The sequence below is a fragment of the Kribbella sp. NPDC056861 genome (genome assembly GCF_040687575.1).
In the GTDB taxonomy this organism is placed as follows: domain Bacteria; phylum Actinomycetota; class Actinomycetes; order Propionibacteriales; family Kribbellaceae; genus Kribbella.
In genome coordinates, this window is sequence record NZ_JBFBNQ010000011.1 from 117,861 (window position 1) to 144,583 (window position 26,723).

21 protein-coding genes are annotated in these 26,723 nt (G+C 67.6%); 12 read left to right on the plus strand and 9 right to left on the minus strand.

Annotated features, from left to right (window positions below):
- Positions 1-288: 288 nt before the first annotated feature.
- The 4 genes from AB0P21_RS40110 to AB0P21_RS40125 are packed head-to-tail and all read left to right on the plus strand — an operon-like array spanning position 289 to position 4,193.
- Complete coding sequence (locus AB0P21_RS40110; protein WP_363704594.1) at positions 289-1,047, plus strand: alpha/beta fold hydrolase; 759 nt, start codon at positions 289-291, stop codon at positions 1,045-1,047.
- The gene (locus AB0P21_RS40115) at positions 1,044-2,351 is read left to right on the plus strand and encodes a salicylate synthase (RefSeq protein ID WP_363704596.1); all 1,308 of its coding nucleotides are present in this window, start codon (positions 1,044-1,046) and stop codon (positions 2,349-2,351) included. Before AB0P21_RS40110 ends, AB0P21_RS40115 begins: the two co-directional genes overlap by 4 nt.
- Positions 2,348-3,418, plus strand: a complete 1,071-nt coding sequence (locus AB0P21_RS40120) for a Gfo/Idh/MocA family oxidoreductase (RefSeq protein ID WP_363704598.1) — start codon at positions 2,348-2,350, stop codon at positions 3,416-3,418. The genes AB0P21_RS40115 and AB0P21_RS40120 overlap by 4 nt, the downstream gene beginning before the upstream one ends.
- Positions 3,419-3,422: 4 nt before the next feature.
- The gene (locus tag AB0P21_RS40125) at positions 3,423-4,193 is read left to right on the plus strand and encodes a VOC family protein (RefSeq protein WP_363704600.1); all 771 of its coding nucleotides are present in this window, start codon (positions 3,423-3,425) and stop codon (positions 4,191-4,193) included.
- On the opposite strand, the gene AB0P21_RS40130 is transcribed toward AB0P21_RS40125, so the two are convergent.
- Complete coding sequence (locus tag AB0P21_RS40130) at positions 4,133-4,936, minus strand: TIGR03084 family metal-binding protein (protein ID WP_363704602.1); 804 nt, start codon at positions 4,934-4,936, stop codon at positions 4,133-4,135. The genes AB0P21_RS40125 and AB0P21_RS40130 overlap by 61 nt on opposite strands.
- A gap of 280 nt (positions 4,937-5,216) precedes the next feature.
- Between AB0P21_RS40130 and AB0P21_RS40135 the strand changes: the two genes are divergently transcribed.
- Positions 5,217-6,158, plus strand: coding sequence for a zinc metalloprotease (locus AB0P21_RS40135; RefSeq protein WP_363704604.1), 942 nt, complete (start codon positions 5,217-5,219; stop codon positions 6,156-6,158).
- Positions 6,159-6,223: 65 nt separating this feature from the next.
- Here AB0P21_RS40135 and AB0P21_RS40140 read toward each other — a convergent pair whose 3' ends face one another.
- The 3 genes from AB0P21_RS40140 to AB0P21_RS40150 form a co-directional block, all read right to left on the minus strand.
- Positions 6,224-9,310 carry a KR domain-containing protein gene (locus tag AB0P21_RS40140; RefSeq protein WP_363704606.1) on the minus strand — a complete coding sequence of 1,029 codons (3,087 nt, stop codon included), beginning with the start codon at positions 9,308-9,310 and terminating at the stop codon, positions 6,224-6,226.
- Positions 9,311-9,465: 155 nt separating this feature from the next.
- Positions 9,466-13,122 carry a beta-ketoacyl synthase N-terminal-like domain-containing protein gene (locus AB0P21_RS40145; RefSeq protein ID WP_363704608.1) on the minus strand — a complete coding sequence of 1,219 codons (3,657 nt, stop codon included), beginning with the start codon at positions 13,120-13,122 and terminating at the stop codon, positions 9,466-9,468.
- A complete protein-coding gene (locus AB0P21_RS40150; protein WP_363704610.1) occupies positions 13,119-14,672 on the minus strand; it encodes a PfaD family polyunsaturated fatty acid/polyketide biosynthesis protein in 1,554 nt (517 codons plus the stop codon). The genes AB0P21_RS40145 and AB0P21_RS40150 overlap by 4 nt, the downstream gene beginning before the upstream one ends.
- A gap of 140 nt (positions 14,673-14,812) precedes the next feature.
- Between AB0P21_RS40150 and AB0P21_RS40155 the strand changes: the two genes are divergently transcribed.
- From AB0P21_RS40155 to AB0P21_RS40170, 4 genes are read left to right on the plus strand one after another with little or no spacing between them, the layout of a single operon-like run.
- Positions 14,813-15,907 (plus strand): extracellular solute-binding protein, encoded by a 1,095-nt coding sequence (locus AB0P21_RS40155; protein WP_363704612.1) that lies wholly within the window; start codon positions 14,813-14,815, stop codon positions 15,905-15,907.
- On the plus strand, positions 15,907-16,725 hold the full coding sequence (locus AB0P21_RS40160; RefSeq protein WP_363704614.1) for an ABC transporter permease: 819 nt from the start codon (positions 15,907-15,909) through the stop codon (positions 16,723-16,725). The genes AB0P21_RS40155 and AB0P21_RS40160 overlap by 1 nt, the downstream gene beginning before the upstream one ends.
- Complete coding sequence (locus AB0P21_RS40165; RefSeq protein WP_363704616.1) at positions 16,722-17,519, plus strand: ABC transporter permease; 798 nt, start codon at positions 16,722-16,724, stop codon at positions 17,517-17,519. Before AB0P21_RS40160 ends, AB0P21_RS40165 begins: the two co-directional genes overlap by 4 nt.
- The gene (locus AB0P21_RS40170; protein WP_363704618.1) at positions 17,516-18,595 is read left to right on the plus strand and encodes an ABC transporter ATP-binding protein; all 1,080 of its coding nucleotides are present in this window, start codon (positions 17,516-17,518) and stop codon (positions 18,593-18,595) included. The genes AB0P21_RS40165 and AB0P21_RS40170 overlap by 4 nt, the downstream gene beginning before the upstream one ends.
- Here the strand turns inward: AB0P21_RS40170 and AB0P21_RS40175 are convergent.
- On the minus strand, positions 18,570-19,670 hold the full coding sequence (locus AB0P21_RS40175; RefSeq protein ID WP_363704620.1) for an NAD(P)/FAD-dependent oxidoreductase: 1,101 nt from the start codon (positions 19,668-19,670) through the stop codon (positions 18,570-18,572). The two genes, AB0P21_RS40170 and AB0P21_RS40175, sit on opposite strands and share 26 nt — an antisense overlap.
- A 98-nt stretch (positions 19,671-19,768) precedes the next feature.
- Between AB0P21_RS40175 and AB0P21_RS40180 the strand changes: the two genes are divergently transcribed.
- Complete coding sequence (locus AB0P21_RS40180) at positions 19,769-20,116, plus strand: hypothetical protein (RefSeq protein ID WP_363704621.1); 348 nt, start codon at positions 19,769-19,771, stop codon at positions 20,114-20,116.
- A gap of 322 nt (positions 20,117-20,438) precedes the next feature.
- Here AB0P21_RS40180 and AB0P21_RS40185 read toward each other — a convergent pair whose 3' ends face one another.
- From AB0P21_RS40185 to AB0P21_RS40200, 4 genes are all read right to left on the minus strand, one after another.
- Complete coding sequence (locus AB0P21_RS40185) at positions 20,439-21,197, minus strand: GntR family transcriptional regulator (RefSeq protein WP_363704623.1); 759 nt, start codon at positions 21,195-21,197, stop codon at positions 20,439-20,441.
- 122 nt (positions 21,198-21,319) lie between these two features.
- Positions 21,320-21,835 carry a hypothetical protein gene (locus AB0P21_RS40190; RefSeq protein ID WP_363704625.1) on the minus strand — a complete coding sequence of 172 codons (516 nt, stop codon included), beginning with the start codon at positions 21,833-21,835 and terminating at the stop codon, positions 21,320-21,322.
- A 236-nt stretch (positions 21,836-22,071) separates the two neighbouring features.
- A complete protein-coding gene (locus AB0P21_RS40195) occupies positions 22,072-22,959 on the minus strand; it encodes a hypothetical protein (RefSeq protein WP_363704627.1) in 888 nt (295 codons plus the stop codon).
- Positions 22,960-23,168: 209 nt separating this feature from the next.
- Positions 23,169-25,247 (minus strand): helix-turn-helix transcriptional regulator, encoded by a 2,079-nt coding sequence (locus AB0P21_RS40200; protein WP_363704628.1) that lies wholly within the window; start codon positions 25,245-25,247, stop codon positions 23,169-23,171.
- A gap of 448 nt (positions 25,248-25,695) precedes the next feature.
- Here AB0P21_RS40200 and AB0P21_RS40205 point away from each other — a divergent pair, with 448 nt between their 5' ends.
- Both AB0P21_RS40205 and AB0P21_RS40210 read left to right on the plus strand, forming a co-directional pair.
- A complete protein-coding gene (locus AB0P21_RS40205) occupies positions 25,696-26,505 on the plus strand; it encodes an MBL fold metallo-hydrolase (RefSeq protein ID WP_363704630.1) in 810 nt (269 codons plus the stop codon).
- Entirely contained in the window at positions 26,502-26,705 is a 204-nt protein-coding gene (locus tag AB0P21_RS40210; RefSeq protein WP_363704632.1) for a hypothetical protein, read from the plus strand. The genes AB0P21_RS40205 and AB0P21_RS40210 overlap by 4 nt, the downstream gene beginning before the upstream one ends.
- Positions 26,706-26,723 lie beyond the last annotated feature (18 nt).

The window sequence follows — 26,723 nt, forward strand, 5'->3', positions numbered from 1 at the left end:
CCGGTGGCACTGACCCCGGACAGCTGTTCCGACGGCGATGAACCGCATGCGGTCAGCAGGCCGGCTCCACCGGCAAACCAGCCGGCCGAGCGCAGGAGCTCGCGTCGAGTGAACGACATTGGTTAGGACCTCCGGGCGGGAAGTGGATAACTATTATCGATAATGGTTATCATTTGAGTTATACTCTCCGCAAGCTGAGCGGGCGTTCTTGTTAGGGTTACCTAACTCAATGCCGTCAACCTAGCCCATGGTCAAGACCATTGGTCAAATCCCTGGAGGAGTTCCCTAGTGACGCCGCCCACTGTCTGGATCCGCCGCCCCGAGCCTCTGGAGTCGGCCCGAGTCCGCCTCGTCTGCCTTCCGCACGCCGGCGGTGCCGCGGAGTTCTTCCACGGCTGGACCGGATTACTTGCCCCCGGCATCGAGGTCGCCGCCGCGCAGTACCCCGGCCATGGTGATCGCCGCGCGGAGCCCTGTCTGGAACAGCTGGCCGACCTGGTCACGGCGATCGCCACCGCCGTCAGACCGCTGGCCGACCGGCCGATCGCGTTGTTCGGTCACAGCCTGGGCGCGTTGGTCGCCTACGAGGTGGCCCGGCTGCTGGAGCCGTCGGTCCAGCTCGCCCATCTGTTCGTGTCCGGCCGGCATGCTCCTGGCGAGCACGTCGCCGACGATCTGCACGAGCAGGACGACGACGCGCTGATCCGCGACGTCCTCCGGCTCGGCGGCACGAAACCCGAGCTCTTCAGCTCGCCGGAACTCCGGTCGTTCTTCCTGCCCGCGATCAGATCCGGCTACCGCGTGGGTGGGACTTACACCTGGTCCCCCGGACCGGAGCCGAGTTGCCCGATCACCGCACTGCGAGGTGCCGATGACCCCGAGGTCAGCTACCAGCAGTTGGAACGCTGGGCCGCGCACAGCACCGGCGACTTCGCCGTCCGTGAGTTCGCCGGCGAGCACTTCTATCTCACCGAGGCCAAGTCCGAACTGATAACACTGATCTCCGCATCGCTGCAACTGGCTCCGGTCCGAGGAGCACAGCGATGACGATGAAGGAACGCCTGCTGCCCTGCTCGTCCGACCCGATCCAGACCGCTGCCGCCCTGTGCGCCCGCTCCGATCGGCCACACCTGCTCTACGAGGCAGCCGGAGCGGTGTCATGGGCGGAGGGCGAGCGGGTCGTTGTCGACGTCCGTGCCGATCACATCAGTTGCTCACACTCTGAGGCTGGGCCGGTCAGACATCCGGTGATCACCCACCCGCTGGCCGCGGCGGGACGTGCTTTGGGTGATCTCATCCGGCCTGGCGATCGGGTGTACGGCTGGGTGACCTTCGAGTTGGGCGCCGAGAACGCCACCGGCTCGCTGGCGAGGCTGGTGCTGCCCGAGCGCGAGATCCGCTTCGATGACGAAAGCGTTCTGCTCCGCGCCGAGGACGAGGCTGCTCTTGACCTGCTGGAGAAGGAACTCGCCGAGTCGATCGCGGAGAACCGCACGGTCTCCGGTGAGCGTGCACTGATCGAGATCGACAGCGATCACCAGGCGGCCGACTACTTGGCCGCTGTGACCACGGCGGTGGCGGCCATCCAGCAAGGACGACTCGACAAGGTGATCCTGTCCAGGACGGTGCCGGTCCCCGGGAACCTCGACCTGGCGGCCACCTACCTGGCCGGACGCCGCGGCAACACACCCGCTCGCTCGTTCCTGCTACGCCTGGGAGGTTGGGAGGCGGCCGGGTTCAGCCCGGAGATCATCGCCCGCATCGACACCGAAGGTGTCGTCGTCACTCAACCACTGGCCGGGACACGTGCGTTGTCCGGCGACGCAGCGGACGACCGACTGCTACGGGACGGGCTTCGTCGCGATCCCAAGGAAGTGTTCGAACACGCGATCTCCGTCCGTCTGGCGGCCGATGAGCTGGCCGGCATGTGCGCCCCTGACACCGTCCGCGTCAGCGAGTTCATGTCCGTGAAGGAGCGCGGCAGTGTTCAGCATCTGGCCTCCGAGGTGTCCGGCGACCTGCTGCCCGGTACTACGTCCTGGGATGCTCTCGCCGCCCTGTTTCCCGCGGTGACCGCCTCGGGCATTCCGAAAGCCGCCGCCAGACAGCTGATCGCGGCAGCGGAGACCGAACGTGGGTTGTACAGCGGAGCAGTACTGACCGCGGACGCCGACGGCACCCTGGACGCCGCACTGGTACTGCGCACAGCCTTTCGCCGCAACGGCAGGACCTGGCTGCGAGCCGGCGCCGGCATCGTGTCGCACTCGACTCCTGACCGGGAGCTGGAGGAGACCCGGGAGAAGCTGGCCAGCGTCGCCAGGTTCCTGGTCGCGGCGCAGGCGGATTCGTGAGTCCACTACGGGTGATCGTCGCCGGTACGGCGTTCGGCCGGATCTACCTCGAGGCCGTCCGGTCGGCACCGGAGGAGTTCGAACTGGCCGGCATCCTGGCAGCGGGCAGCGTTGCTTCGCGCGAGATCGCAGCGGGCCTGAATGTCCCCCTGTACTCCGCGGCAGACCAGGTTCCGCAGGTCGACATCGCCTGCGTGGTGGTGCGATCCGGCGCTCTCGGCGGGGCGGGAACATCGATCGCGCAGAGTCTCCTGCGCCGCGGAGTGAGTGTCCTGCAAGAGCATCCGGTCCACCCGGACGAGCTCGGGCCCACCCTCCGAGTCGCTGCCGCCAACGATGTTGCCTACGCGGTGAACACCCTCTACCCGGATCTTGCCTCGGTGCAGCGGTTTCTGGCCGTGACGCAGGTACTGCGCCGCCACCCGATCCGGTTCGTCGACGCGGCCTGCGCCGGACAGGTCGCCTACCCGCTGGTCGAGATCCTGTGCCGTCTCGCCGGCGCCGTCCGTCCTTTCCACTTCGAGCTTCTCGACGGCCGCGGACCGTTCAGCGTCATCGCCGCGACCATCGGCGGCGTGCGGGTCACGCTGCGCCTGCAGAACCAGCTGCACCCGGCCGATCCGGACAATCACGCGCTCCTGCTGCATCGCCTCAGCGTCGGTACGGACGCCGGCGTCCTGGCGCTGGCCGACACCCACGGGCCGGTGCTGTGGAATCCACGGTTGCATGCCGTCCGTGACTCGACCGGACGGCTGGTGCTGGCAGGGGTGGGAACCGAACGGCTCGCCGTACCGACGACGATTCAGCTCGGTCCCTCACCCGGTGACTATCACGCGGTGTTCGCCGAGCTCTGGCCAGCCGCGGTCCTGACCGCGCTGCGCCGGCTACGCACGGAGATCGAGGATCCCGGCGGCCGGGTTCGAACCCGCCAGTGGGTGCTGGGTGTGGCCACCGCTTGGTCCGCCCTGACCGCTGCGGTCGGCAGTCCTGAGCTGATCGACCGGTCGGCGCCGCCGCAGATTCCGATCGAAGAGCTCCTGGCCGCCGCGTACCTTGAAGGGATGTGATCGGATGGCGACCGTCAGCCACGTGCTGGTCAAGGTCGATGACCTCCGTCAGGCCGTGAACGACTATCGCGCGCTCGGCTTCGAGGTTCGCTACGCCACCGACGAACGACGGGCGCTGCATGCTCACATCTGGTTTCCCAGTGGGCCGATCATCGAGCTGCTCGCCTCGCCCCGAGGCGCAAGGCTGTTCAGATTGCCGATCGAGTTGCGGATGGGACGTGGGGCCGGGCGCCGGATGGTCGGCTGGGCCACTCAGCCCGAGGGATTCTGCAGCCTGGCCGTTGAGGTGTCCGACGAGGCGCTGCCGGCCGTCGTGTCCGCCCTCGGCCGCGCTGGAGTGCGCTGCGGCCGCCTCGTACGGTGGCGCCGGACCAGGCCCGACGGCGAGGTGACGACCTTTCGATTCTGTTACCCGCGCGAACCCGATCTTCCGTTCCTCGTGACCCCGTACCGGCCGGCTCAGCACCCGCCTGAGGTCATCCATCCGAACGGCGCGACCGCGGTGTTGAAGGTGGTGCTCGGTGTCCGGCAGTCCGACCTCGACGCCGTACGGCAGATCGTAGGCGCGGCCCCCGGTGTCGAATTCCGTGCCGCGTCGCGGACCGGAGTACTGGCCGTCGAGCTCGCCGGGCTGAAAGGCCGGCTCGATCGCTCCAGACTGCACGGCGCCCAGTTCGTTGCCAACGGCATTGATGATGGCGACCGGGGTGACTCTCAGACGGACAAGTCGTCGAACTGCCCGGCCCGACGGCCGGTGCCCGGCTGCCCGGCATAGGCCTGGGCGATCATCAGCCAGACCTCAGCGTCCGTACCGACCGCGTGGAGATCCAGGTCGGCCAGGTGCCGTCGCTGGGTCACCCGCAGACAGAAATCGTGCGCCGAGCCGATGACCCGCTGGGCCGCATCCTCCGGCCCCCAGGTCCACAGCTGACCGTCCGGCGCGGTCAGTTCGGTCCGGAACTCCTCGACCGGGGCTGTCAGGCCGTTCACGGTAAAGGCGTAGTCGCGGGCCCGGACGCCCAACTGAGCGACATGGCGTAGTCGGGCAGTCGGCTCTCGACGCCGGCCGACCGCATCCAGCACGTCCTGCCCATGAGCCCAGGTCTCCATGATCCGCGCGGTCGCCAACCAAGTCAGGCTCAGCGGCGGCCCGAACCAGGCGACCAGCTCACTGGCCGGAGCCGCGGCCAGTACGTCGACCAGTTCACTGCGAACGCACCGCCAGTAGGACAGCAGCTCGCCGGGCGCCAACTTCGCTGTCTCCGCCGCACACCTGTCGACATAAGCGGCCAGGCCGCCGCGGGCCCGATCGGCGATCGAGGCGAACTCGGCCGGTGAGTCGATACTCATCCGGGCGATCGAGTCGGTCCAGGCAAGATGCGCGATCTGATCCGCGATGGTCCAGCCGCCGGCGGGCGTGGACAGCCGCCAACTCGTCTGCGGCAAACCCGAGACCAGGTCGTCCAGCTCGTTGCCCTCAGCCACCAAATCGGCCAGAACCTCGGCCAGCCGGATCATCTGCTCCCCTTTCGCTCGACCACGCTCTCGATCGATCGATCGATCGATCGATCGATTATGAGGCTCTGGCAGCACCGCGAAAAATAATCTTCGGTGGGACCACAGGAATAGCCTGAAATCGATTTCGACATCGTGGCCGAAATGTATCTTCGGTGCAGAAAATTACTCTCTTGACAAAGATTTGACTCAATTCCACTTCGTTTCCCCGGATTGCTCCCCGAAGATCACTGGACCAGGCCGCCCGCCCCGTAGCGGCCCTTGATCCGGAGGAGTCGCCTCGATGCGATTTTCCAGCCCACGCCCCCGTGCCCTCGCTCTGTTACTTGCCGGTGCGGCGCTGACCCTCAGCCCGCTGGCAGGTCAGGCCTCGGCGAAACAGCCCGTGGACAACCTGCGCAACCCCTGCTTCACCCCGCAGGGCGGAGCTACCGCCCGCGGCGGCTTCGGTCCTGACACCACCCAGCTGACGGCGGCGCAGCAGCGCGTCATCGAGGCCGCCTCCGATCGCCTGTACGCCGTCAAGCAGCGTCAGGGGCTCGCACCGTCGGCCGGCCGCCTCGCAGCCGCCGAGGTTCCGGTCTACGTCCACGTGATGCGCAGCAACTCAGGCGCCGGCGACGTCACCGACAACCAGATCAGCCGGCAGATCGACGTACTGAACAAGACGTTTGCCGGCCAGGAGTCGTCCCAGGCGACCAACACCGGCTTCCGGTTCCGTCTGTCCGGCACCTACCGGTACAACAACGACACCTGGCACACCGACGGCCAGAGCACGACGTACCGGTCACAGACCCGCAAGGGGGGCAAGAACGCTCTGAACATCTGGCTGGTCGACTTCGACTACCTGGGCATCGCGACCTTCCCCTGGGAGTACTCCAACACCCCGAAGATCGACGGTATCCGGGTGCTCTACAATTCTCTGCCGGGCGGCTCGTCGACGAACTTCAACCTCGGCGAAACGGCCACCCACGAGGCCGGTCACTGGTTCGGGCTCTACCACACCTTCCAGGGTGGCTGCACGGACACCAACGACGAGGTCTCGGACACACCGGCCCAGAGCAGCGCCAGCTCAGGTTGCCCGGAAGGCCGCAACTCCTGCTCGCTGCCTGGCAACGACCCGATCCACAACTACATGGACTACTCCTACGACTCCTGCTACAACCAGTTCACTGCGGGCCAGAGCTCCCGGATCAGCAAGATGTGGACCTCTTACCGCGCCTGATCACCGCTCCGAGCTGACGGCCGGTCCTCGTACGGGGGACGAGGACCGGCCGTCACCACCCGCGTTCAGGAAGTGGTCCGCCTGCGCATCTCGAGATCCTCGCTCAGATTGAGGGTGACCACGATCGGGTTCCTGCGCAGCAAGGCCTCGAACTCCTCCGGCAACCGGACCGCTCGCTGATCCACCGGATTCCAGGTCACGCTCATCCCTGGCAGCCGCATCGCCCGGCGGTAGTGAGCCAGGCCGTGCAGGAAACCGCAGGCGGTGGCTCGCGGCGGACTGAGTGGCACACCGATCACCGCCAGCGACATGAAGTGCCGCAGATCGTCGGTCGCGGTCTCCAGATGCAGGTTCCAGGCCGAGTCGGCATGGGGAACCGTCTCGGCCAGAAACTGCTCCGCCGACAGTCCCCGGAAGTCGGTCGATCGCTCGGAGGGTTCCGCGGCAGTATGGAAGATCCCGCGCAGGCCGGGCATGTCGGCCCGGACGGAGGCGAGCAACCGCGCGGTCTCCTGGCGGTTCGTCAGGTCGACCTCCTCGACACGGACCTCAACACCACCGGCGCGGAACTTCTCGACCGTCGGCAGCGGGTCGGCCTCGAACCGCTGGTGCACGAGGACCAGGTGCCGAGCTCCGTGATCGACCAACCAGCCGGCCAGGTCCAGGCCGAGGTCGCCACTCACGAGATAGGTCTTGTGCGGTTCCACCAGGTCCCGGTCCATCGTGCGGGCCGGGATCCGGATCTGCTCACCGGCGAACCTGACCACGACCCTGCCGACGTACTCGCGGTTCTCCATCACCTTGAAGGCCGCCTCGATGTCACTGGCCGGTATCTCCAGCAGCGGCAGCGGCTCGAACACCTCTTGGTCGAACAACTCCACCACGTCGGTCAGGTGCCGGCGAACCAGGTCCGGCCGCAACAACATCATCTGGTCGACGTCGAAGGCGTGGAACGAGATCGACCGCTTGAACGGGCCCAGCCGCAGTTTGCGATCCGCGGCCAGGTCCGACATCCCCAGTTCGACGAACCGGCCGAACGGGCGGACCAGTTCGAGGCTCTTGTCCATGATCTCGCCACCGATGGAGTTGACCACGACATCGACGCCCTCGCTGCCGGTCCACGACAGGATGTCGTCGAAGAAGGTGGTGGACCGCGAATCCGACGCGCCGACCACCTCCTCGTGCCGGAGAAACTCCCGCCGGGTCTCGTCCCCGGCGGTCGCGAAGATCTCCGCCCCGAGCCACTTGGCCACCCGGACCGCGGCCAGCCCGACGCCGGAAGCGGCAGAGTGGATGAGCACTCGCTCGCCGTGCCGGACGTCGGCCAGCTGCACCAGAGCCACGTACGCCGTCAGGACCGGCAACAGCGATGCTGTCTGGGCCATCGACAAGCCGTCGGGCCGGCGCAGTACCCGACCCTGATCCACCGTCACGTACGACGCGAAGAGGTCACGTCCGCAGACGAAGACCTGGTCGCCCGCACGGAAATCGGTCACCGCCGAGCCGACTCGCTGGATGACGCCCGAGCACTCCATCCCCAGCGCGTTGCCGGAGTACGTGTCCTCGATCTCGGCACTGGACAACCGGCCGAAGACCTTGGCCAGATCCTTGACGTCGACGCCGGTGTAGGCGACCTCGATCTCGACCTCTCGCGGTCCGGGCGGGCGACGCTGACTCCGGACGAAACCGAGCGCCTCGATCCCGGAGCCGGTCCTGGCAAGTCGCAGTGGCGTGCCCGGTTCGGCGACCAACTGAGGCTCCGTGTCCGGACCTGCCGGCTCCATCTGTCCGACCAGCCGCTTGCCCTGCACGATCAGTACGTCGTCTGTCGCCGTACTGATCAGTTCGTCGATGATCAAGTCGCTGGGGACGTCCACCGCGATCAACCGCGACACCAACTCCGGCCGGCGGTGGCGGATCGCCCGTCCCAACGCCCACAGAGGAGCGGCGGACAGGTCCGGTCCGGGATCGTCGATCTCCGGGCCAGGCGCGATGTAGTTGAGAATGACGACGTGCATGGGTTCGGTCAGCGTCAGTAGCAGATCGAAGGTGGGCAGTAACGGATCACAGACCGCTTCGCGGACCGGGCTGAGGCTGGGCACGTGCACCAGGCGACGGCAGCCAAGGCGCTGTTCGGCCAGAATCTCGGTCATCCAGTCCCGGTCCATGGCCAACAGCCGAACCTGAACGCCACGCGCCGTCAGTCCGGCGGCGGTGCGGGCGGCGAGGTCCGAGTCGCCGAGAACGATCCATCGTCCCTCGGCAGCGCCCGGGTCCACTGCATCGGCGGAGCGCCAGACCCATTCGCTGGTACGATCGGCGCCGGTCAAACCGACCTCCTGAGATGCGGGGGTGAGCGGCTCGCAGCGCACCCCGATCAGGTCCGCGACGACCTCGCCGTCGTCGGTGTACAGAGTGAAATCACCGTACAGCTCACCGTTGCGCCGGAAGCCGTAGATGCGCAGGACCCGGCCGGGAGATCGGTAGAACCGCATCTCGCCGATCCGGACCGGAGCGCAGCGCTCCACTATCTCGGGGTCGCCGATGGCGATCGCGAAAGCCTGGAAGACCGCATCCAGAAGGGTCGGCGGCAGCCGGTACCCACCGGTCGCGAACTCTTCCACCTCGACCTCGGCCAGGAACTCGCCGTCACCCAGCCAGACCCGGTCGAGGGTTCTGAACGCGGGCCCGAGGCCGGTTCCCTGCGGATCGAGCCGTCGGTAGATCTCGTCCCTGCCGATCGACGGCAGCCCGTCCGTCATCTCCGCCCAGGTCTCGATGCAGGGCGCCGGCTTCGCGGAATCGGCCAGCAGCGATCGACGGACCACCGCCAGCGATGTCCAGGTCTCGTCGTCGGCTCCGACCCGGCCGTGCATCGACAGTTCGCGCAGATCCGGGTCGAAGCTGAGCCGAAGCGTCAGTTCGGCGTCGCCGGACAGCACGACCGGAAGGCCGAAGCGGACGTTCTCCAGAACACAGGGACCGGCATCCTGACCGAACAGCGTCAGGGCCGTCTCGACATAGTCCGCGGTCGAGACGGTGACCCGGCCGTCGATCCGGTGATCGGCCAGATGTGGGAGAATCGCCGGTGACAACCTGGTCTCCCAGGTCGGGACAGGCTCGGGCACCCCCACGATGACAATGGATTCCATCGCGTCGACATCCCACCTTCGGCACTCGAAAGACTCGGCGAGCCGGACTGGCGAGGGTCCGTGGAGAGCGCTCTCGTATTGCCAGAGAGTCCCTAACCGAACCGGTCAAGTCAAGGGAACGCGCCAGAATTTCCCGGATCGACGCGACCTTCGTCTCAGACCCTCTCCACCCGGACCCCCAGCCGGCTCAGATGGAGGACCTGTACCCCGTCAGCCGAACACGTCACATCCGCGATCACCGCCGGGACCGATCCAGCGTTGACTCCGACGACAAAGACCTCGTAGACGAGTTGCCGGGTCTGTGGCGTCACCGCTCCGCGGCACCGAAGGCGTACGGTCTGGTCCGGAACCGGTTCGAACCGTCCCGCACCCGTCGCCAGCGTGTAACCGAGCGCGGCAAGATAGAACGCGAGAGCTTGCAGGCCTCCCTCGTACAGCAGGCCGATCGGCATCGACGATCCCGGTCCGTCGAAGAACCACTCCGCCGGATCGATCGGTACGTCGACCCGAAGATATCCGCGCCGCCATGGCCCGCCGGTGAAGTCGAGACCGCTCACCCGGCCCAACCGGAACAGCGGACCGTTCGCTATTCGCGGCATCCACCGATGCGACTGTTGTGATCCCCACCTGGCTCCGAAGCACTCCCGCGGCCTGCCTGCGGCATAGGCCAGCACCTGCTCGGCCGAATAGCTCGTGGCCGGCACGAAGAACGGCGGAGGATCGATCACCGGTCGCTCGCTCGGAGGATCGTCGACGGCTCGCCAGGAAGCTTCGGCCGGAGGCACGGTGTTCGGTGCTCCCGCGCGGCCGGCCCGCAGGGTCAGCCGAAGTTGACCGTCTACTCGGCAGTCAGCGTGGAACAGCAGGTCGTTGCCGGTCCAGCCGTCGACCTGAGCGTCACAGCTGACCAGCTGGCCGGGTTCAGGTGGGGCTCCGTGGAAGGTCGTCGCCGCATCCAGGAGGCGGAAGCCGTGATCGTCGTCCAGCAGCGACCAGGCGAGCAGCAACAGGTGAGCCAGGGTGGATTCGAGCACCAGGCCGGCAGGCATTCGCCAAGCCGGGTCGAGGAACCACGAGTCAGGCCGGACCGTCATCTCGGTCTGGATGGTCCCGGTCCAGCGAGCACCGTGGACCCGCTCCACTCCTGTCACCCGATCGGCCAACAGCAAGGGCACGCGGGGCTCGCGGGCCGCATCACGGAGTGCCACCATCAGCGCGGCGTACTCGTCGCCCTGAGGCGTCGGCTGGGTCTGGTCCACCACGGCGGCGACCTGCCGCCAAGTGCTCGAAGGCATGTCGTCCGGGTGGGCAGGTAGTCGAACCAGATCCTGAGCAGGCGCCGTCCGTTCTGCGTCGTACTGGACCGGCACCCCGGCCGCGAGCAGTTCCAGCGCTGCCTCGGGATCCTCGACGCTGACCGCCAGATGCTCGCGACTGCCGAGGATCTCCCCGATCCACCTGCGGCACTGATCACCGGGTCCGTGCACCAGGTAGATGCGAACACCGTCGTCCCAGGCACGTCGAACTGTCCGGTCGAAGTCGATCATGCTCATCGTCTGGTCGGTCAGCGCGGTGGCCACGTCAGCGGAGGTCGGCCGGTAGACCCTGCCGTCCACGCCCGAGTGAAGTCGAAGCTCCGCCGGTTCAGTGATCCGTCGGGAATAGAGGGCCTGGAACCGATTGCGAACGGCAGCGAGTTGAGGCATGTGCACGGGCCTGCTCCAGAACGGCTGCGGGTCGAGGCCCAGTTTCGCCAGCACCGCTCTGCAGTCACCGGCCGGTCCCCCGATCACACAGCTGGCCGGAGTGTTGACAGCAAGGATGCGGACAGTCCCACCCCGCAGTTCGGACCGTACTCCGGCAACCGGGATCGGCAACAGGTGACTCTCCCAGTCGAGTACCTCGGGGCAGCCTTCCTCGAACAGCCCCGACTGCTCCAGCAGATCCGCGAACAGGCTGTCCCCGTCCCAGACACCCATCGCGACCAGCGCCGACAGCTCACCCGAGGAGTAACCGAGGACGGCAGCAGCGCGCAACCCCCAGCCGGTGCTACTGGTTCGGGTATGGTCCTGAGCGAGTCTGGTGGCCGCCCAGATGCGGTCCGCTACGGGCCCACCCGTAGTGAGTGTCAGTTGTTGGTGGTCCGCGTAGACAAAGCCGACCTCGCCCTCCAGTGGGCGCTCTCGATAGGCCACTCCCCTCGGCCTGGCTCGTTGTCCAGCCAGCCATTCAGCGGCCGCGGCTATCCTCTCGGTGCACTGCCCCCTGTCCTCGGCTCGTACGACAAGTCGCGCTGGACCGTCGTCACTCGTCCTGCCGGCCAGCGCACTGGCCACTGTCCGGTGCGCATCGTCGCCGGAGAAGATCCAGGTTCGCGGCGCCTCTCCCCATCGGCGGACCACCCGAGCACGCAGACCGATGGTGCGATGCCCGGCGGACATCACCGAGATGCTCACCATCCCCCGGCCGCCGCGGGGCCCAGCGCCGGCCGGCCTTCCCAGCCGCGGGGTTGCGCCGTGCCGCAGCGCCAACGCCGTACAAGCAACCGCGAGCATCCCCTTGGCCGCATGAGGTACGCCGAAGACAGGTCCCGGATCGAAAACCGCCGGCCCGTGATCACCGATCCGCGGTCCGCGCCCGGCCGGCTCCAGCTCAGCGATCACCTCCTCAGCAGGGACATCGGCGGCCCGTCTGAGAACCAGGACGACGGCGGCGTCACCCATCGGCCCGTCCAGGCCGAGCAGCCCCGCAGCCAGCCGATGCACCGGATCGTGGGCGAGGTCCACCGCTCCGACCACAACCGCGTCCGCCTGGCCCGATCGCAGCGCACGACTGCCCAGGTCGATCGCCTCCAGGCCGGATGCTTCCTCGGCTCCGACCCCGAAGGACTCGCCGTTCGCGCCGAGGCACCTTGCCAGCCACCCGGCCGGTGGCATCACTGCCTGATTCGCTCCGGTGCCCAGGATCACCATCGTCGCGGCCAGCGGCAGGTCGAGTCCTTCGATCGCCTCCAGACCCGCCGCGACTGCCGCCACCTCGGAGCCGTCCGCGTCGGCCAGGACCTCCGCCACTTGTCGATCGAGCGCATAGTCCACCGCCGGCCGCAGGTTCGCCTCGCCGCGGATCAGCGCACCTGTGAAAGCCGCGGTGTCGACCAGATCGCCGACGCGTACCCCCAGCCCCGCGATCACGATCCTGTCCGCGGCTGTGACTCGTTCGACGGGTGGCGCGAGGCCGAGCACTGCATGTCCCGCGGCCCGAGCGTCGGCCAGCCTCATCAAGGCGAAGAACACGCCACCTCGGGCCGGCACCAGGCCGTCCGGCAGAACCGCCCGTAAACCGTCCGAGTCGACCTGACCGATGCCTCCGATCACCATCAGGTCGCAACGACCATCGGCCAACCGATCAGCAGCGAGCCTGAGAGCCAGCGTCGACGAGTTCTCCTCGGCGTCGACGGCGAAGCCCCCGCACCCCAGCCCGAGTGCCGAGGCAGCCAACTGGGCCGGCAGCCCGAACGGGAACCGTGCCGCCGGCAACAGGCCGGACTCCGATGTGAACACTCGGCCGCCACCTCGGACCCAGTCCGCGAACCGCGCTCCTTCCTCCGTCGGCAGCGACGGGTTGCCGAGCACGAGCCCGCCTCGTGGGCACGGCCCCTCGATCCCGGCGTCCCGCAACGCCTGCCGTACGCCGAACAGCACCCGGAGCACACAGTCGTCAACCGCGAGGCCCCCCGGCACGGGTGGGCACAGAGCCGGATCGAAGTCCGCGACCGCTCCCATGCCGACGATCGCGACAGGTACTGCTGTCATGCATGGACCAGTCGCCGCGGTACGTAGTGAAACGCCCCGGGCGGCATCGGAACGCCGAGTACCCGGAGCTGCTGCGCTCTGGTCACCATCCCGGCTCCTTCCAGCAGATTGCGCCCGACCTCGGCCACCGTCCGCTCACCCGGGTCCGCCAGAAAGCTTCCCGCGGTCCACTGGTTGAAAGCCCCGAGCGCCGGGCCGCTCCAGAGCTGGAAATCGTCCTGCCGAGTCCGTGCACCGGTGATCGCCCACCAGCTGGAGCGTCCGAGGTACCAGCGGAAAACCAACGCCATCAGGTGTTTCGGCTCGGCCTGCGCTCTGGCCAGCTGGCTGGCGTCACGCTTCGACCAGTAGTGGCGGACCTCCTCCCAGACTGCACCGATGGTTGCCCCCAGCACCGACTGCTCGAGTTGCACGAGCAACTGCTCGGGCACGTCCTCCAGGCCGTCGTAACGCTCGTACACCTGGTACAGCAGGGCCGCTCGTGATCCGAACGACGTACCGGCACGCAACACCTGGACCAGTCCGCCCCGCTCGAACCGGTCCGCGGCCGGAGCCGGTCCGAAGTCGGCTACGTCGGCGCGCGCCAGCATCTCCTTCGCCTGCGGCGAGATCCCGGATTCCACGCAGGCCTGGTTGACCGATCCGGTGACGACGTACGCCGCGCCACAGGCGAAAGCCGCTGCCACCGACTGTGGGGTGCCCAGCCCACCCCCGACTCCGATCCTGACCGTCGCGCTGCGCCCCGGCCCCGCGAACAACCGATCCCTGGCATCCATCACCCGCGGGAGCACACTCACCAGTGGCAGGCTGGACGTCTGTCCGGCACCGCCGGCCTCGACCGTGATGTCCGTGACCAGCGGCACCACAGCCACGAGCGCGGCCTCGGCGGAGGTGATCTGTCCCTCGACCGCCAACCGGATGAGCAGGTCCGCGGGCGGCGGAACGAGAAACGCCCGAGCCGCGGCCGACCCGCTGACCTTGACCATCAGCCTGGTCCGCCGGACAACCTCACCATCCGGTCCGGATCGCAGCCCGGTTGCCGCCAGCCGGACCAGATCGGCAGTCGGCTCGGTGTACCCCGACAAGGACACCGCCGGGACCTGATGCCTGATCAGCATGTCGACCATTCGCGCCTCGGCGGACGGGTCGCCGGGCTGCCGCACCAGGTTGACTCCCCAGTTGGCCCGGTCACCGACCCGGGCGCGGATGTCCAGGATCGCCCTGTTCACCCGCTGAGCGGACAACCCGGCAGCGCCGTAGAAACCCAGCAGACCCGTTCTGGCCGCCGCGACCACCAGGTCGGTGGTCGAGATGCCGTTGGCCATTTCACCCGCCACATAAGGAAACCTGGTTCCGTGAGCCTGGTTGAACGCCAGGTCACCGAGCGCCTCCGGACGCACCGGTGGAAGAACGGCCCTGACCGGAAGTCCCTCAGCCTCTCCGAACACGGTCTGCAGGGTGTCACCAGGTCCGGCGACCACTCGGACGGTCTCCCGGAACCTGGCGGCTGCCTGGACGAGATCGGGCGGGGCGGCGACGGCCAGTCTCATGAGTACGGAGTCTGGAACCGCCAGGAACCGAAGTCCAGTTCGGCTACGGGGGAACCACAGGCATCCTGGTATTGACCACTGGTCAAGTCAGGGGTTTACATGAACAGTCAGAGGCAACGATCTGCGAGGACGGGGCAACCATGTGGACCACCCGGCGAGACTTCTTGCGGAACAGTGCGGGTCTGGCGATGCTGACCGCACTGCCCACCGCCTGCGGGAAGGCAGAACAACCTCTTGGTCAAGCGACCTCGGCGACTGGTCAACCGGTCGTCAAGGGCACGCTGACGATGATGAACTACCCGGACTGGATCGGTAAGGGCGAGGTGGCCGCGTTCCGTCGGGCCTACCCCGGGACCGACGTCAAGCAGGTCTCCGGACTGACCGCCGGGGCCGCCCAGGCGGTCACCCAGGTCCGGCAGAACCTGAAGGCCTACGATCTGAGCCTGGCCGGTGGCGCGACGGCGGGCCAACTGCAGGCCGCCGGCCTGGTCGCGCCCTTCGACCCGTCCAGGGTCGAGCGTTACGAGACCCTTCCGGAGTACTTCCGCACGGCCTATCCGCTCGGTGTCCCGATCGATCTGGGCAAGGTGGGGATCGGCTACCGGAAGGACCTGATCGACGAGCGGCCGGCCTCCTGGGCGGACCTGTGGAAGCTGGCCGCCGACCATCGTGGCAAGGTCACCGTCCTCAAGTACGCCGAGGACGTGCTGTCGATGGCGATGATCATGACCGGCAGTTCGGCCAACGCGGACGACCAGCCCGCGATCGACCGGGCCGTCGACGCGCTGCGCGAGCTGAAGCAGAATCTGCGCGCGTTCCTGCCGACCGACTTCTCCAAGGACCTGCTCACCGGCGACGCGATCGCCGCGGTCAGCTACGACTACGACATCGCCGCGGCGCAACGCAAGAATCCCGAGATCGTCTGGGTCGCGCCGAGCGAAGGCATGCCGGGCTATCTGGACGGCTGGATCCCGTTGGCCGGGTCGACGAACCTCGACACGGTCTACGCGTTCATGAACCACCACCTCGACCCGGCCGTCTACGCGGACTTCGTCAACACCACCGGTACGGCGTACCTCCTGCCGGCCGCGGAGCCGGCCATCGACCAGGCGATCAAGGGCAACCCGAGTCTGCGGTACGACGAGAAGTCGGCGGCCTCGGTCCAGTTCCAGACCTACCGCGGACCGGACGGCGCCAGACGCCGAACGCAGGCGTTCGAGCGCGTCGTCGGCTGATGACCGGCCATCGGCAGCTCCTGATCGCTCCCGCGCTGCTCTTCACCGGCCTGTTCTTCGTCCTGCCACTGCTCCTGATGGTAGTGATCTCGTTCGGCTCCGTGGACTTCGTCACCTACCAGACCCGGCCGGGCTGGCACCCGGGCAACTACCTTCGCGCCCTGGACCCGCTCTACCTCCGCCCGATCCTGCGGTCGCTGGCGATCTCCGCGGCGACGGTCGCGGCCTGCCTGATGGTGGCTTTCCCGGTAGCGCTGACGATGAGCAGACAGCGCGGCCGCCGCCAACGTCTGTTGCTAGCAGCAATCATCGTTCCGCTGTGGAGCGGCTACGTCATCCGCACCTACGCGATCACGGCACTGATCGCCGACCACGGACCACTGGCCGGGCTGGTCGGAGCGGAGCCGGCGGGTCTCTCGCTGCTCTACACCCCGGCCGCGGTGGTGATCGGCATGATCTACGCCTACCTGCCGCTGATGGTGATCCCAGTCTTCGTGGCCTTGGAGCGAATCGAGAAGTCCCAGTTGCTCGCGGCCGCCGACCTCGGCGCGAGTCCCTGGTCGCTGCTGTACAGGGTCGAACTGCCACTTGCGCGGCCGGGGATCGTCGCGGGTTGCCTGCTGGTAGGGATCCCGGCCGTCGGAGAGTACGTCGTACCGGCGGTGCTCGGTGGCGGCAAGACGCTGATGTACGGCAACATCGTCGCCGACCAGTTCCAGGTGACCGGCAACTACCCGCTGGGATCCGCGCTCGCCCTGATGATGACCGGGCTGGTAACCCTGCTGTTGCTGGTCACCAGGCGCTGGAGTGCTCGATGAGGCCACGGCTCGCCACGATCGTCACCGGCCTGGTTCTGCTCGCCCTCTACGCCCCGATCGTGCTGGTCGCGGCGAACTCCCTGAACGCCGACGACCGGCTCGCGAGCTGGGCCGGAGCGACCTCCCGATGGTGGGTCGAGATGGCCGGCGACCCCCGCGTTCGCACCGACCTGGGGACCAGTCTTCTGGTCGGCGTCGGCACCACCTGCCTGTCGGTCACGCTGGCGCTGCTCGAGGCACTGTGGTGGCGAGGAGCGAGCCGTCGCGGTCGGAGATTGCTTGAGGCAAGTACCTTCGCGCGGATCATCCTGCCTGAGGTGGTGCTGGCGCTGGCCCTCTTCCTCGCCGCACAGCAGCTCGGGCTGCCACTCGGGGTGGGCGCGATCATGGTCGGCCAGGCGGTGTTCTGCTCGGCGTACGCGACGATCGTTCTGCAGGCCCGCCTGCAGACCATCGGTACGTCACTGGAGGAAGCGGCCGCCGACCTCGGCGCTCCCCCGCACCGGGTGTTCGGCCGGGTCACCTTGCCGTTGCTGGCCTCCGCAATCCTCGCCGCTTCGTTGCTGGTGCTGAGCTTCTCCTTCGACGACGTGGTCGTCGCGCAGTTCCTCGGTGGCACCCAAGCCGAGACCCTGCCCGTTCTGCTGCTCGGCAAGATCCGGTTGACCGTGTCGCCGCAGGTCAACGCGATCGGCACCGCGCTGATGCTGACCACGGCACTGCCCGTCGTCGCAGGCCTTCTGCTCGGTCGCCTCCCGGTACCGGGCTCGCGCCCGGTCGGGGCGCGACGATGACGCCCGCTGTCAGGTTGCGGGCGCTGAGCAAGACGTTCGGTGCGCTGACGGCCGTGGACGGGGTCGATCTGGACGTCGCCCGTGGTGAGTTCCTCACGCTGCTGGGGCCGAGCGGCTGCGGCAAGACCAGCATCCTCCGCATGATCGCGGGGCTGCTCCCGCCGACGTCCGGACAGGTCTGGATCGGTGACGCCGACATGACCCGCCTGCCCGCTCATCGGCGCCCGGTCTGCACGGTCTTCCAGGACTACGCCCTGTTTCCCCATCTCGATGTCGCAGGCAACGTCTCCTTCGGGTTGCGCGAACGCGGGATCCGGGGTCAGGCCGCCCGGGACCGGATCGACGCCGTCCTGGACCAGGTCGGTCTGCTGGGCCGCCGGAGGGCCCGTCCGGACCAGCTCAGCGGTGGCCAGAGACAACGAGTCGCCCTGGCCCGATCACTGGTACTCCGGCCCGACGTACTGCTCCTCGACGAACCCCTGGGCGCCCTCGATCTCGCCCTGCGCAAACAGTTGCAGATCCTGCTCCGGCAGCTCCAACGCGACTCCGGCATCACCTTCGTTCACGTGACCCACGATCAGACCGAGGCGTTCGCGATCTCCGACCGGGTGGCCGTACTGAACACGGGCCGGGTCGACCAGATCGACACGCCGGTCTCGGTCTACCGCCACCCGGCCACCCGTTTCGTCGCGTCGTTCGTCGGCGAGGTCAACCGGTTGCCCGCTGTGATCGTCCAGGCGGACAGCGACTGCTACGAGGTCCGCCTCGCCGAGGGACAACTGATCTCTGTCCCCGGCGCTCCGGGGCTCGCGCCGGGGACAGAGGTGGAGGTGCTGATCCGGCCCGAGGATCTTCACCCTGCCCGGCTCGCTCCTCAGTCGTTGGTTGCGACGATCACCGCCTTGACCTTCGGCGGTGCCGGCACCACCCTCACGCTCGAGTCCGGGACCGGCGACCCCTTGACCGCCACGCTGCCCGCTCGGGAGGCCGAACTGTTCGTTCCCGGGAGCCGCGTCCGGCTCGGCTGGCAACCGTCCGAAACCTGGTTGATCAGACGCCCGCGAACCGATGGTTGAGTTCCTCGATCCGGTCGAGTCGCCGGTAGAGCGCCGAGCGCAGCGGATACAGCCGGCCCGGCCAGCGGGTAGCGATCGCGTTGTAGCGATGGGACCAGGACTGGTTGTAGTCGATCAGCGGCCGGACTCGCCGCTCCCAGCGCGTCAGCGCGCTCGGGATATCCAGCGAATCCGCGACCTCCTCGGACAGTTCCAGCGCGGCGCGAAGAGCGGACAGCGCGCCCTGACCGAGATTGGACGCCATCGCGAACGCGGAGTCGCCGACCAGAACGGCATTGCCCGCCGACCACCGCGAACAACGGATCTCGACCAGATCCCGCCAGTCAGGCCGATCCGGAGCGCGCTCGATCACGTCGCGAGCTTCCGGGAAGGTGGCGAGCCAGTGCTCGCGCTCGAGTGGGTCGGTCCGCGATTCGGAGTCGTCCCGGCGACAGGAGAGCCAGACGGCGATATCGTCTCCGCCGAGCGGCAGCACACCGACCCGGCGGCTGTCCCGCAACCATTCGGGCTGGTCGGTCAGCCATTCCGTCGCCCGGCGGGGAATGACGTAGCGAGCTCCGGAGACGTTCAGGTCCACCAGCCGGACCCCGAGGCCCGCGGTAGCCAGCGATCGCCGCACGCGCGAGCCGACACCGTCGGCACCGACGATCAGATCCGCGGGTACGGCGACGGGTACGTCGCCGACCAGCAGCGCATCGCCCAGGACGCCCGCCACCGGTGTCCTGGTGTGGATCTCGGCACCGGCGGCCCGCGCGGTGTTCACCAGTGCCCGATGCAACGATCGACGATGACAGCAGTACATCTCCCGCGTCACGTGCTGAGCCTGGACGTTGCGACCCTGCTCGTCCTGCATGTACCAGTAACCGACCTTGGCCGCGTCAGCGATGGTTTCGGTCAACGCGCCCAGCCGCTCGAGAACCTCGATCCCGTCCGGCCCCAGCGTGATCCCCGCACCGATCTCCCGCAACTGCGGCGCTCGCTCGTACACCACCACCCGCCACCCTCGACGGCCGAGAGCGGTGGCCACCGCGAGACCGGCGATCCCCGCCCCCGCGACCCGCGCGATCCGTGTCATCGAACCTCCCCGACCGCACCCGGAATACCTGAACCGCAGTATCCAGCGAACGTGAGCCGGCGGCAAGAGTCGTCCGCCGGGGATTGACCGAGGCCTTCATGACCTATTTTCTGATCATTGTCCTGACGCTGGCCGGGGCGTGGGCGGATGCTCGCGGATTCACCTACGCCGGACAGGTCTGGGTCGACGACCGGATGGCCTGGCCGCCTCTCGGCGCTGCCCTCGTCGCCTACGCGGCCGGCCTGATCTGTTACGTCGCAGCGCTGCGTTTCCTGGCCCGGGTCGCCGATGTCGGCGTTGGTCTTCAGGCCGCCGGCTGGTACGTCGCCACCATGGTCGGTCTCGCGCTGATCACCGGCGATGCCGGCACCTGGTCCTGGACCGATCGTCTGCTGGCTCTCGCCAGCATCACCACGCTGACGGCTCTGATCGCCCGCCAGAGCTGAGGACCGTGAAGATGTGGGTGCCGGCGATCACGCAGTGACGGCCGGCACCCACGGTCCGCGTGTACCTGACCGTACCGCGGAGACTCTGTCGCGCCGCCGCCCCCGGCAGCGGACAGAGATCGGGGAACACTGGCAATGAATACTTACCAGTCAACCGAACGATGGAATGAAGCGACCCGATGATTCCGGTCCGTACCTGTTCGGTTCTGCAATCGTAAGAGTACTGGGAGTGATTAGCAAGAGATTATCTGTTATTCGGGGACAACTCATGAGTAATCCGTGAAGATTGCTCGTCAACTATTTCTACTTCATTGTAGGAATCTCAGCCGACCGGAATGATCCGAGCCGGCTCGACGTCCAGCACACCAGCCAGGTTGAGCCGGGACGACACCCGGTACCGGTCGCTGCGGTAAGCCGCCCGGGTGTACTCGAACAGTCGGCCGTACTGGTCGACAGTGGTCCGTTCCAGCGTGAGGATCGGATCGCCTGTGTTCAGACCGAGCAGTGCCGCCTCGCTACTGTCGGCCGCCGCCGCTTCGTGCACCTGCTCGGCACGGGTAGGGATCACGCCATACCGCTCCCGCAACAGCGCGTAGAAGGATCCGGCCTCGATCACCTTGCCGTCGATCGCCGGAACCAGGTCGTTGAGCACGTGGATCAGCTCCAGACACATCGGCTCACCGTTCACCGTTCTCTGCCGGGCGATCCGCAGCAGCGGTGTTCCGGTCGAGATCCCGAGCCGGACCGCGACCTGCGATCCGGCCGGGATCACCACCTGACTGAGGATCCGGCTGACCCAGCGGCCAGGCGCCTGGGGATATCCGGCTCCGTCGCGGACCTCCGGACCGGCCGCCACGATCCGCTGGGCGATCTTCGGCGCGCCGACGAACATCCCCCGGCCGTGCTCGCGGACCAGCCAGCCGTCCCGTACCAGATCGTCGGCCACTGCACGCAGGGTCGGTCGCGAGATCCCGAGATCGGCCGACAGCTGGCGCTCCGAAGGGATTGCCTGGCCGACCGCTCGGGACTCGATCAACCCGAGCAGGTGCTCACGAGCGAGTTCGCGTTTGCGCACCGTCATCTCCGCCAGAGCCTAGTGGTTAAGAAGTGGTCAATATCTTACTCTATGCAATCGTCCCACGCACTACCGACCCGGGAACTTTCTGCTGTGCAAAGCTGAGGACTGGTCAAGAAGTGCTCCACTCAGCCTGATGCACTGACGAAACGGTGCTCGAGCGTGTACTTCACATTCGCCAGGTATCGCGAGGCGACCGCCACGTCACCCGCCTGCCGGCGGAGCGACTCGCACTCCTGATGACCGGCTCCGAAGGCGACCTTGGAACGCCGAAGGATTCGGGTGCCGCCGTCGACGGCCTGCAGATTGGTGTTGACAGCAGCCTGGACACCACGCCAGCCGAACTGACCGGTCTGCACCGACCAGCTCTTGCCCTGCCGCGCTGTCCTGACCTGCCAGTCGACAGAGAACATCTGGCCCTCGAAGTCGTAGACCTCGGTCCAGCCTTCTCCGCGCTCCAGTGGGCGATGTGTCAGTCCGCGCGCGGCGACGACCTGGGGATGAGCCCGGCTGATCCATGACGGGGTCGAGATCACCAGATGGGCGTCGTACACCGAACAGTTGACAAAAATCCCGGACTCGACGATCACCACTGCCCGTTCGCCGGCCTGGGCAGGAGCGGTCTTCGTAGAACCAGCCTTCATGAGTGGTAACTCCATGGTGATGTTTTCCGTTGGCGGGCGACCGTTCCGATCAAGGCGGCCGGCCACCACGTCGGCGAAGGGGACCGCGGTTCCTGCCTCTGGCCGATGACACCGGGGACAGACCCCGCGCCGACGCGATGCCCCCGTCGCACCCCAAGTCAACTACGCGTCACCCGGGCACGGCCACTTCGTTCCACTCGTTCTGTGGTCCCTCCGTAACCGCCGGCCCCGGGCGATCACCACGAGGCGGCCGAGAGCAGCACGTTGACCAGCGCCGGGTAGGACAGACCGGCTGTCGTCCACGCCCGTGGGTACAACGCCGACACCTCGAGATCCGGCATCACCTCGACGGAGTCGACGATCGGCCGCCCTTGGCCGAGCACGATGAATCCGATCGAGGCCGGCCCGCTGCATCGCAGCAACTGAAAGGCTTCGATCGCGGTGACCCGCAGATCGAGAGCAAGTCCCGCATCAGCCAGGGCCGGTGCCGCAACGGCGTGCAGACTGCGGTCCGGCAACTGCAGGACCGCAACGGCGAAGCGCATCCCCGGACCGGTGTTCGTGACCAGCAACTCCTCGCCGGAGGTGTCGATCAGGTGCCGGAGGGACGCCTGATCTGCGACTGTCGTCACCGCGCCGCCGGCTGCTCTGACCACTGCCGGGTAGCGCAGGCCGGCTTCGTCGAGGTCGGACTGCTCGAACTCGTCGGCCGAGGTCACTGTCAGGCCCGAAGTCACCGCGAGCCCTTCGGCCAGCAGGACCTTCTTCGCCAGTTGCTGATCCAGCGCGGCCAGATTCGCCGGCCCGCTGCCGCCGACCGATCTCACGCCCAGCAGTCGCAGGAGCGACCGAACCTCCGCGACCAACCTGTCGTGGCCGGACGCGGCGAGAACCGCCAGATCACAGTCCTGCAGTACCCGGCAGGCTGCTTCGATGCCCTTCTCGATCCCGACTGTCCACTCCCGGTCCGCACCGATCGAGCATTCGATCGCCTCGTGCCCGAGTCCGCGGACCGTCTCCACCAGGTCGCGCCCAGCCGATCGCGGGCCGGCGACACAGATCACCGCCACCCGTCGGTTCGACAGCCGGTGCTGGCCTGCGGCAACTACTCGGCCGATGTCCATGGTGCCGGGAACTCCTTGCTTTTCAGGAGGTCCCAGGAAACCTCGCCAGGTCCGGAACTCCTACGTGGACCCTCCACAGTTCCTGGTCACACCCTGTGGTTGCCCGCAGTTCTCGCCGCTCGGGCCGGCCCCACGGCCAGTGGCGCGAGATTGTGTGTCCTGCCCGGACTCCGCTTGGTCCGTCGGGTCTCGGCCGGCCTGCCTGGTGATCAGGCCGGCCGAGAGATCAGGTGCCGGCCATTGACGGCCGGCGTCCCGCCCAGCAGTTCGGCCAGGTCCCCCCGGCCGGACAGGGCGAGCTTGCGGTACACGCTGGAGAGGTGGAACTCGACCGTTCGCCGGGCCAGGAACAGCTCGGCCGCGATCTGGGGATTGCTCATTCCGCCGGCCACCAACTGGGCGATCTTCCACTCCTGCGCGGTCAGGCCCTTGGCCCGGCCGGTCGACGACCCCGGGCCCGTCATCGCCCGGGCCCGCTCGGCGAGCCGCTCGGCGCCGACCTGTTCGGCGATCGCGAGAGCCCGCAGAAAATGGTGGTGAGCAGCCTGGTCACGTTCGGTCGAACGCATCGCCTTACCGAGCTCGTAGTGGGCAATCGCCTGGTCCAGCTGGTACCCCGAGACCTCGAGCAGCTCGATCGCCTGGCTGAGTGGCTCGATCCGGTCACGGTTCGGCCGGGTCGAGGCGAGCACCTGATAGGCGATACCGACCGCTCCAGGCGTCCGCCAACGGCGCGCCAGCTCCAGGTTCTCCTCCGCCAGATCGATCGCCTGGTCCCGGCGGTCAAGGCGCATCAGACCCCACACGGCCGCGTACCGCCAACGGATCAGATCCGGGTTCTCGGTCCGCGCATTGGCCAGATGACGCCCACACTCCAGCTGGGCTTCCACTGCGGCCGGCACGTCCCCGCACGCGGCGAGCAGCAACCCCCGCACGTGCAGGGTGAAGGTCGACTCTGACTCGTCGGCCGGAGCGCCGAACAGCCCGTACTCGCGTAGTACCGTCTCGGCACGGGCCGTGTCGCCGGCCTGGATCAAGGACTCGGCAAGCAGCCCGGCGGCGCAGGTCCGCAACGAAGGCATCGGGTCCGTGTGCTGCCGGTCCAGCCTCTCCAACAGGGCACCGGATGATGCCGTGGTCGTCTTGATGTCGCCGGCCCGGCGCCTTGCCTCGGCCCGCAACAAGCTCAGTGACAACGACTTCCATTCGTCCTCGTGGCCGCCAAGCTCACGCTGTAATCTGCGGCAGGTCGCCTCGGCGTCATCCGGATGCTCGGTGAACACCGAGGTCATCAAGGCGTGCCAGCAAGCATCGAACTCGCTGCGCGGATCAGCCTGCCCGAGCACCGTCCGGGCATTGGTCCGCGCCACGACGGCGTCGTTGCCCTGCAGGGTCGCCAGCGAGCAGCGGATAGCGGCCAGATGCAGCCCCAGCTGTGGCCACTCCGATAGCCGGCTTTCCAGCCAGGATGCTGCCGATTCCATCCAGGTCACGCCGTTGGCGTGGGTCGCCAGCACCATTCCCCTGGCCAACTGCAGTTGTGCCGCGGCCGTTGGCGTCCGCTCGCCGACCCGCTCCGTGGCATGGTCCAGCGCCCAGAGCACGTCGTCGCGCTTGGGCGACGCGGCCAGGATCCGGCGCAGCACCGGAACAGTCGACAACACCTCGGACGGCTGCATCCACTCCAGCTCGTGGAGCAGGTCGCCGATCGCCTCGGTCGGGTCGGCGATCGCCCGCACCTCGGCCGTGTCGCGCAGTACCGCCGCCCGCTCGCCCGGAGACAAACGCTCGGTCAGCGTCTGGCTCAGATAACGTTCCGCCGCGCTGCCGTCACCACGACGCCTTGCCCCTGCCGCGGCGGCCCGGTAGACCGAGGCCGCCCACGGCAGACCGGTAGGACCAGCCTGGAGTAATTGGGCGGCAATTCGCTCGGCATCCGCCCCCGAATCACGCAGGATACGGCCGGAATCAAGGTGGGCGCGCACCCGTGCGCTGAAAGGAATATCATCCAGCACCGCCGCCGCGGTGTCCGGTCCGGCCAGTGCCAACGGGTTGCGGTCGGCAACCAGTCCGTAGCCGACCAGGATATCCACGCCGGCGAGCACCTCGGCCAACTCGAGTTCGGTGAGCTCCGCAACCGCCCAGATTGAGGCGTCCGATCCCAGCACGGCAACGGCACGGGCAATAGCTGTCGCGACGCCACCGACCCGATCGCGGGCCTCGGACCAGTTGCCGGCCGCCGGCACGTCGCCGGCCGGCACAGATCTTTCGGCAGCTTCGATCGCCATTACTCGACTCCCGCTCTCAGGTACGGCGGCGCGGGGTGGTCGTTGAGCAGGACCCCGGCCTGCGCTGATTCAACTCTGACATATGTAGGGACCTTAAGCAATTCAACCACAATCAGTCCGCCGATTCTTTACTTTCCGCTGACATGATTCACCGGAATGCCTTTTCCATGACCCGTGGGGGAATCCGAAGAATCTTCAGTAATTATGCCGGTTCCAGCCGGTGCCGCAGGACGGCGAGCATCCGCAGGCGCGCGCCCGAGGGTGACACACCAGAACTTCGATGCACCACTTGACATCTGTCGCCGAAGCGGCAAACTTACCTCTTGTTGACCAGTGGTTCTCTGACTGTACGACGGCGATCCGTCCGATCACAAGGGGACAGGAGGGTAAGATGACCGCTACGAGCAGACCAGTCACTCATTGGTCAGGTGCTGGATTTCACCACCTCTTGACCAACGGATCCCTGGTGTACACGGCCGGCCGCGGCGTGGTGATCGCCAATGCCGGTCAGGGATTGCTGGTGAACACCGGCCGAGCCTGGGCACCGGGGCTCGTCGTGAACACGCGAGTACTCACCGACGCCACGGTGGAATGCCTGCCGGAAGCGCCCCCACACGTCCCCGTCATCGCTTCCCAGCGGACAGACAACGAACTGAGGCAGGGCTTCTGTCCGGCCGCGGTGGCGGCCGCCGTTCAGGAGACCTTCGACGACGTGCACCGGCTGACGGTGGGCGACCTGGAGGTGGAACTGATCGAGGCTGGTCCCGCGCACGCTCTTGGTGACACCGTGGTGTGGCTGCCCGCCGATCGGGTTCTGATTACCGGAGACCTGCTACGCAATGGCGTACACCTGTCGACCGTGACCGGGTCCCCTTCAGCTTGGCGGGACAGCTGCGATCGGCTGCTCCGGCTCGAGCCGAACCTTGTCGTACCAGGTCAGGGCCCGCCTGGAGGCGCGCAGCTGCTCGGCACGATCCGGGACTATCTGGCTCGGCTGTGTGACGTGGCCGCCACCTGTCACGCGGCCGGAATGCCGCTCGTCGACGCGTCCGCGAGCATCATCGGCAGTCACTGGCCGGACTGGGCCGTGCCGGAGAACCTGGTGAAGACCGTCGCCGCGAGATATCGCGAACTGGGGGCCGAGGACGCCACCACTCTGCACGCGATGATCGCCTTCGACCGGCTGTCCGACGGGTATCGGTCGCCTCGTCGCGATCGCGGACTCGATCACCTCGACCTCATCAAGGACCGGCCATGACCAGGAAGCGGCAGCGCTGCTCCCGTCGATCCGCCGACCCGGTGACATCGCCCAGGTCGGCCACGAGTTGCCGGACCAGGAACCTGGCTCGGGTCGGCTCGACCCGAGGCGCGGAGCTGCGGATCGGACGGGTCGTCGCCACTCCCGGTGGCGGCCTGGCGACGAAATGCCGGTCGCTGCCGTACTGGTGGTTCTTCTGACCGCGGAAAATCTCCAAC

Excerpts from the sequence above, each read along its gene's own strand:
- AB0P21_RS40115 (WP_363704596.1), top strand. The coding sequence starts at position 1,044 with ATGACGATGAAGGAACGCCTGCTGCCCTGCTCGTCCGACCCGATCCAG.
- AB0P21_RS40125 (WP_363704600.1), top strand. The coding sequence starts at position 3,423 with ATGGCGACCGTCAGCCACGTGCTGGTCAAGGTCGATGACCTCCGTCAG.
- AB0P21_RS40130 (WP_363704602.1), bottom strand. The coding sequence starts at position 4,936 with ATGATCCGGCTGGCCGAGGTTCTGGCCGATTTGGTGGCTGAGGGCAAC.
- AB0P21_RS40135 (WP_363704604.1), top strand. The coding sequence starts at position 5,217 with ATGCGATTTTCCAGCCCACGCCCCCGTGCCCTCGCTCTGTTACTTGCC.
- AB0P21_RS40140 (WP_363704606.1), bottom strand. The coding sequence starts at position 9,310 with ATGGAATCCATTGTCATCGTGGGGGTGCCCGAGCCTGTCCCGACCTGG.
- AB0P21_RS40145 (WP_363704608.1), bottom strand. The coding sequence starts at position 13,122 with ATGACAGCAGTACCTGTCGCGATCGTCGGCATGGGAGCGGTCGCGGAC.
- AB0P21_RS40150 (WP_363704610.1), bottom strand. The coding sequence starts at position 14,672 with ATGAGACTGGCCGTCGCCGCCCCGCCCGATCTCGTCCAGGCAGCCGCC.
- AB0P21_RS40155 (WP_363704612.1), top strand. The coding sequence starts at position 14,813 with ATGTGGACCACCCGGCGAGACTTCTTGCGGAACAGTGCGGGTCTGGCG.
- AB0P21_RS40160 (WP_363704614.1), top strand. The coding sequence starts at position 15,907 with ATGACCGGCCATCGGCAGCTCCTGATCGCTCCCGCGCTGCTCTTCACC.
- AB0P21_RS40165 (WP_363704616.1), top strand. The coding sequence starts at position 16,722 with ATGAGGCCACGGCTCGCCACGATCGTCACCGGCCTGGTTCTGCTCGCC.
- AB0P21_RS40170 (WP_363704618.1), top strand. The coding sequence starts at position 17,516 with ATGACGCCCGCTGTCAGGTTGCGGGCGCTGAGCAAGACGTTCGGTGCG.
- AB0P21_RS40175 (WP_363704620.1), bottom strand. The coding sequence starts at position 19,670 with ATGACACGGATCGCGCGGGTCGCGGGGGCGGGGATCGCCGGTCTCGCG.
- AB0P21_RS40180 (WP_363704621.1), top strand. The coding sequence starts at position 19,769 with ATGACCTATTTTCTGATCATTGTCCTGACGCTGGCCGGGGCGTGGGCG.
- AB0P21_RS40185 (WP_363704623.1), bottom strand. The coding sequence starts at position 21,197 with ATGACGGTGCGCAAACGCGAACTCGCTCGTGAGCACCTGCTCGGGTTG.
- AB0P21_RS40190 (WP_363704625.1), bottom strand. The coding sequence starts at position 21,835 with ATGAAGGCTGGTTCTACGAAGACCGCTCCTGCCCAGGCCGGCGAACGG.
- AB0P21_RS40195 (WP_363704627.1), bottom strand. The coding sequence starts at position 22,959 with ATGGACATCGGCCGAGTAGTTGCCGCAGGCCAGCACCGGCTGTCGAAC.
- AB0P21_RS40200 (WP_363704628.1), bottom strand. The coding sequence starts at position 25,247 with ATGGCGATCGAAGCTGCCGAAAGATCTGTGCCGGCCGGCGACGTGCCG.
- AB0P21_RS40210 (WP_363704632.1), top strand. The coding sequence starts at position 26,502 with ATGACCAGGAAGCGGCAGCGCTGCTCCCGTCGATCCGCCGACCCGGTG.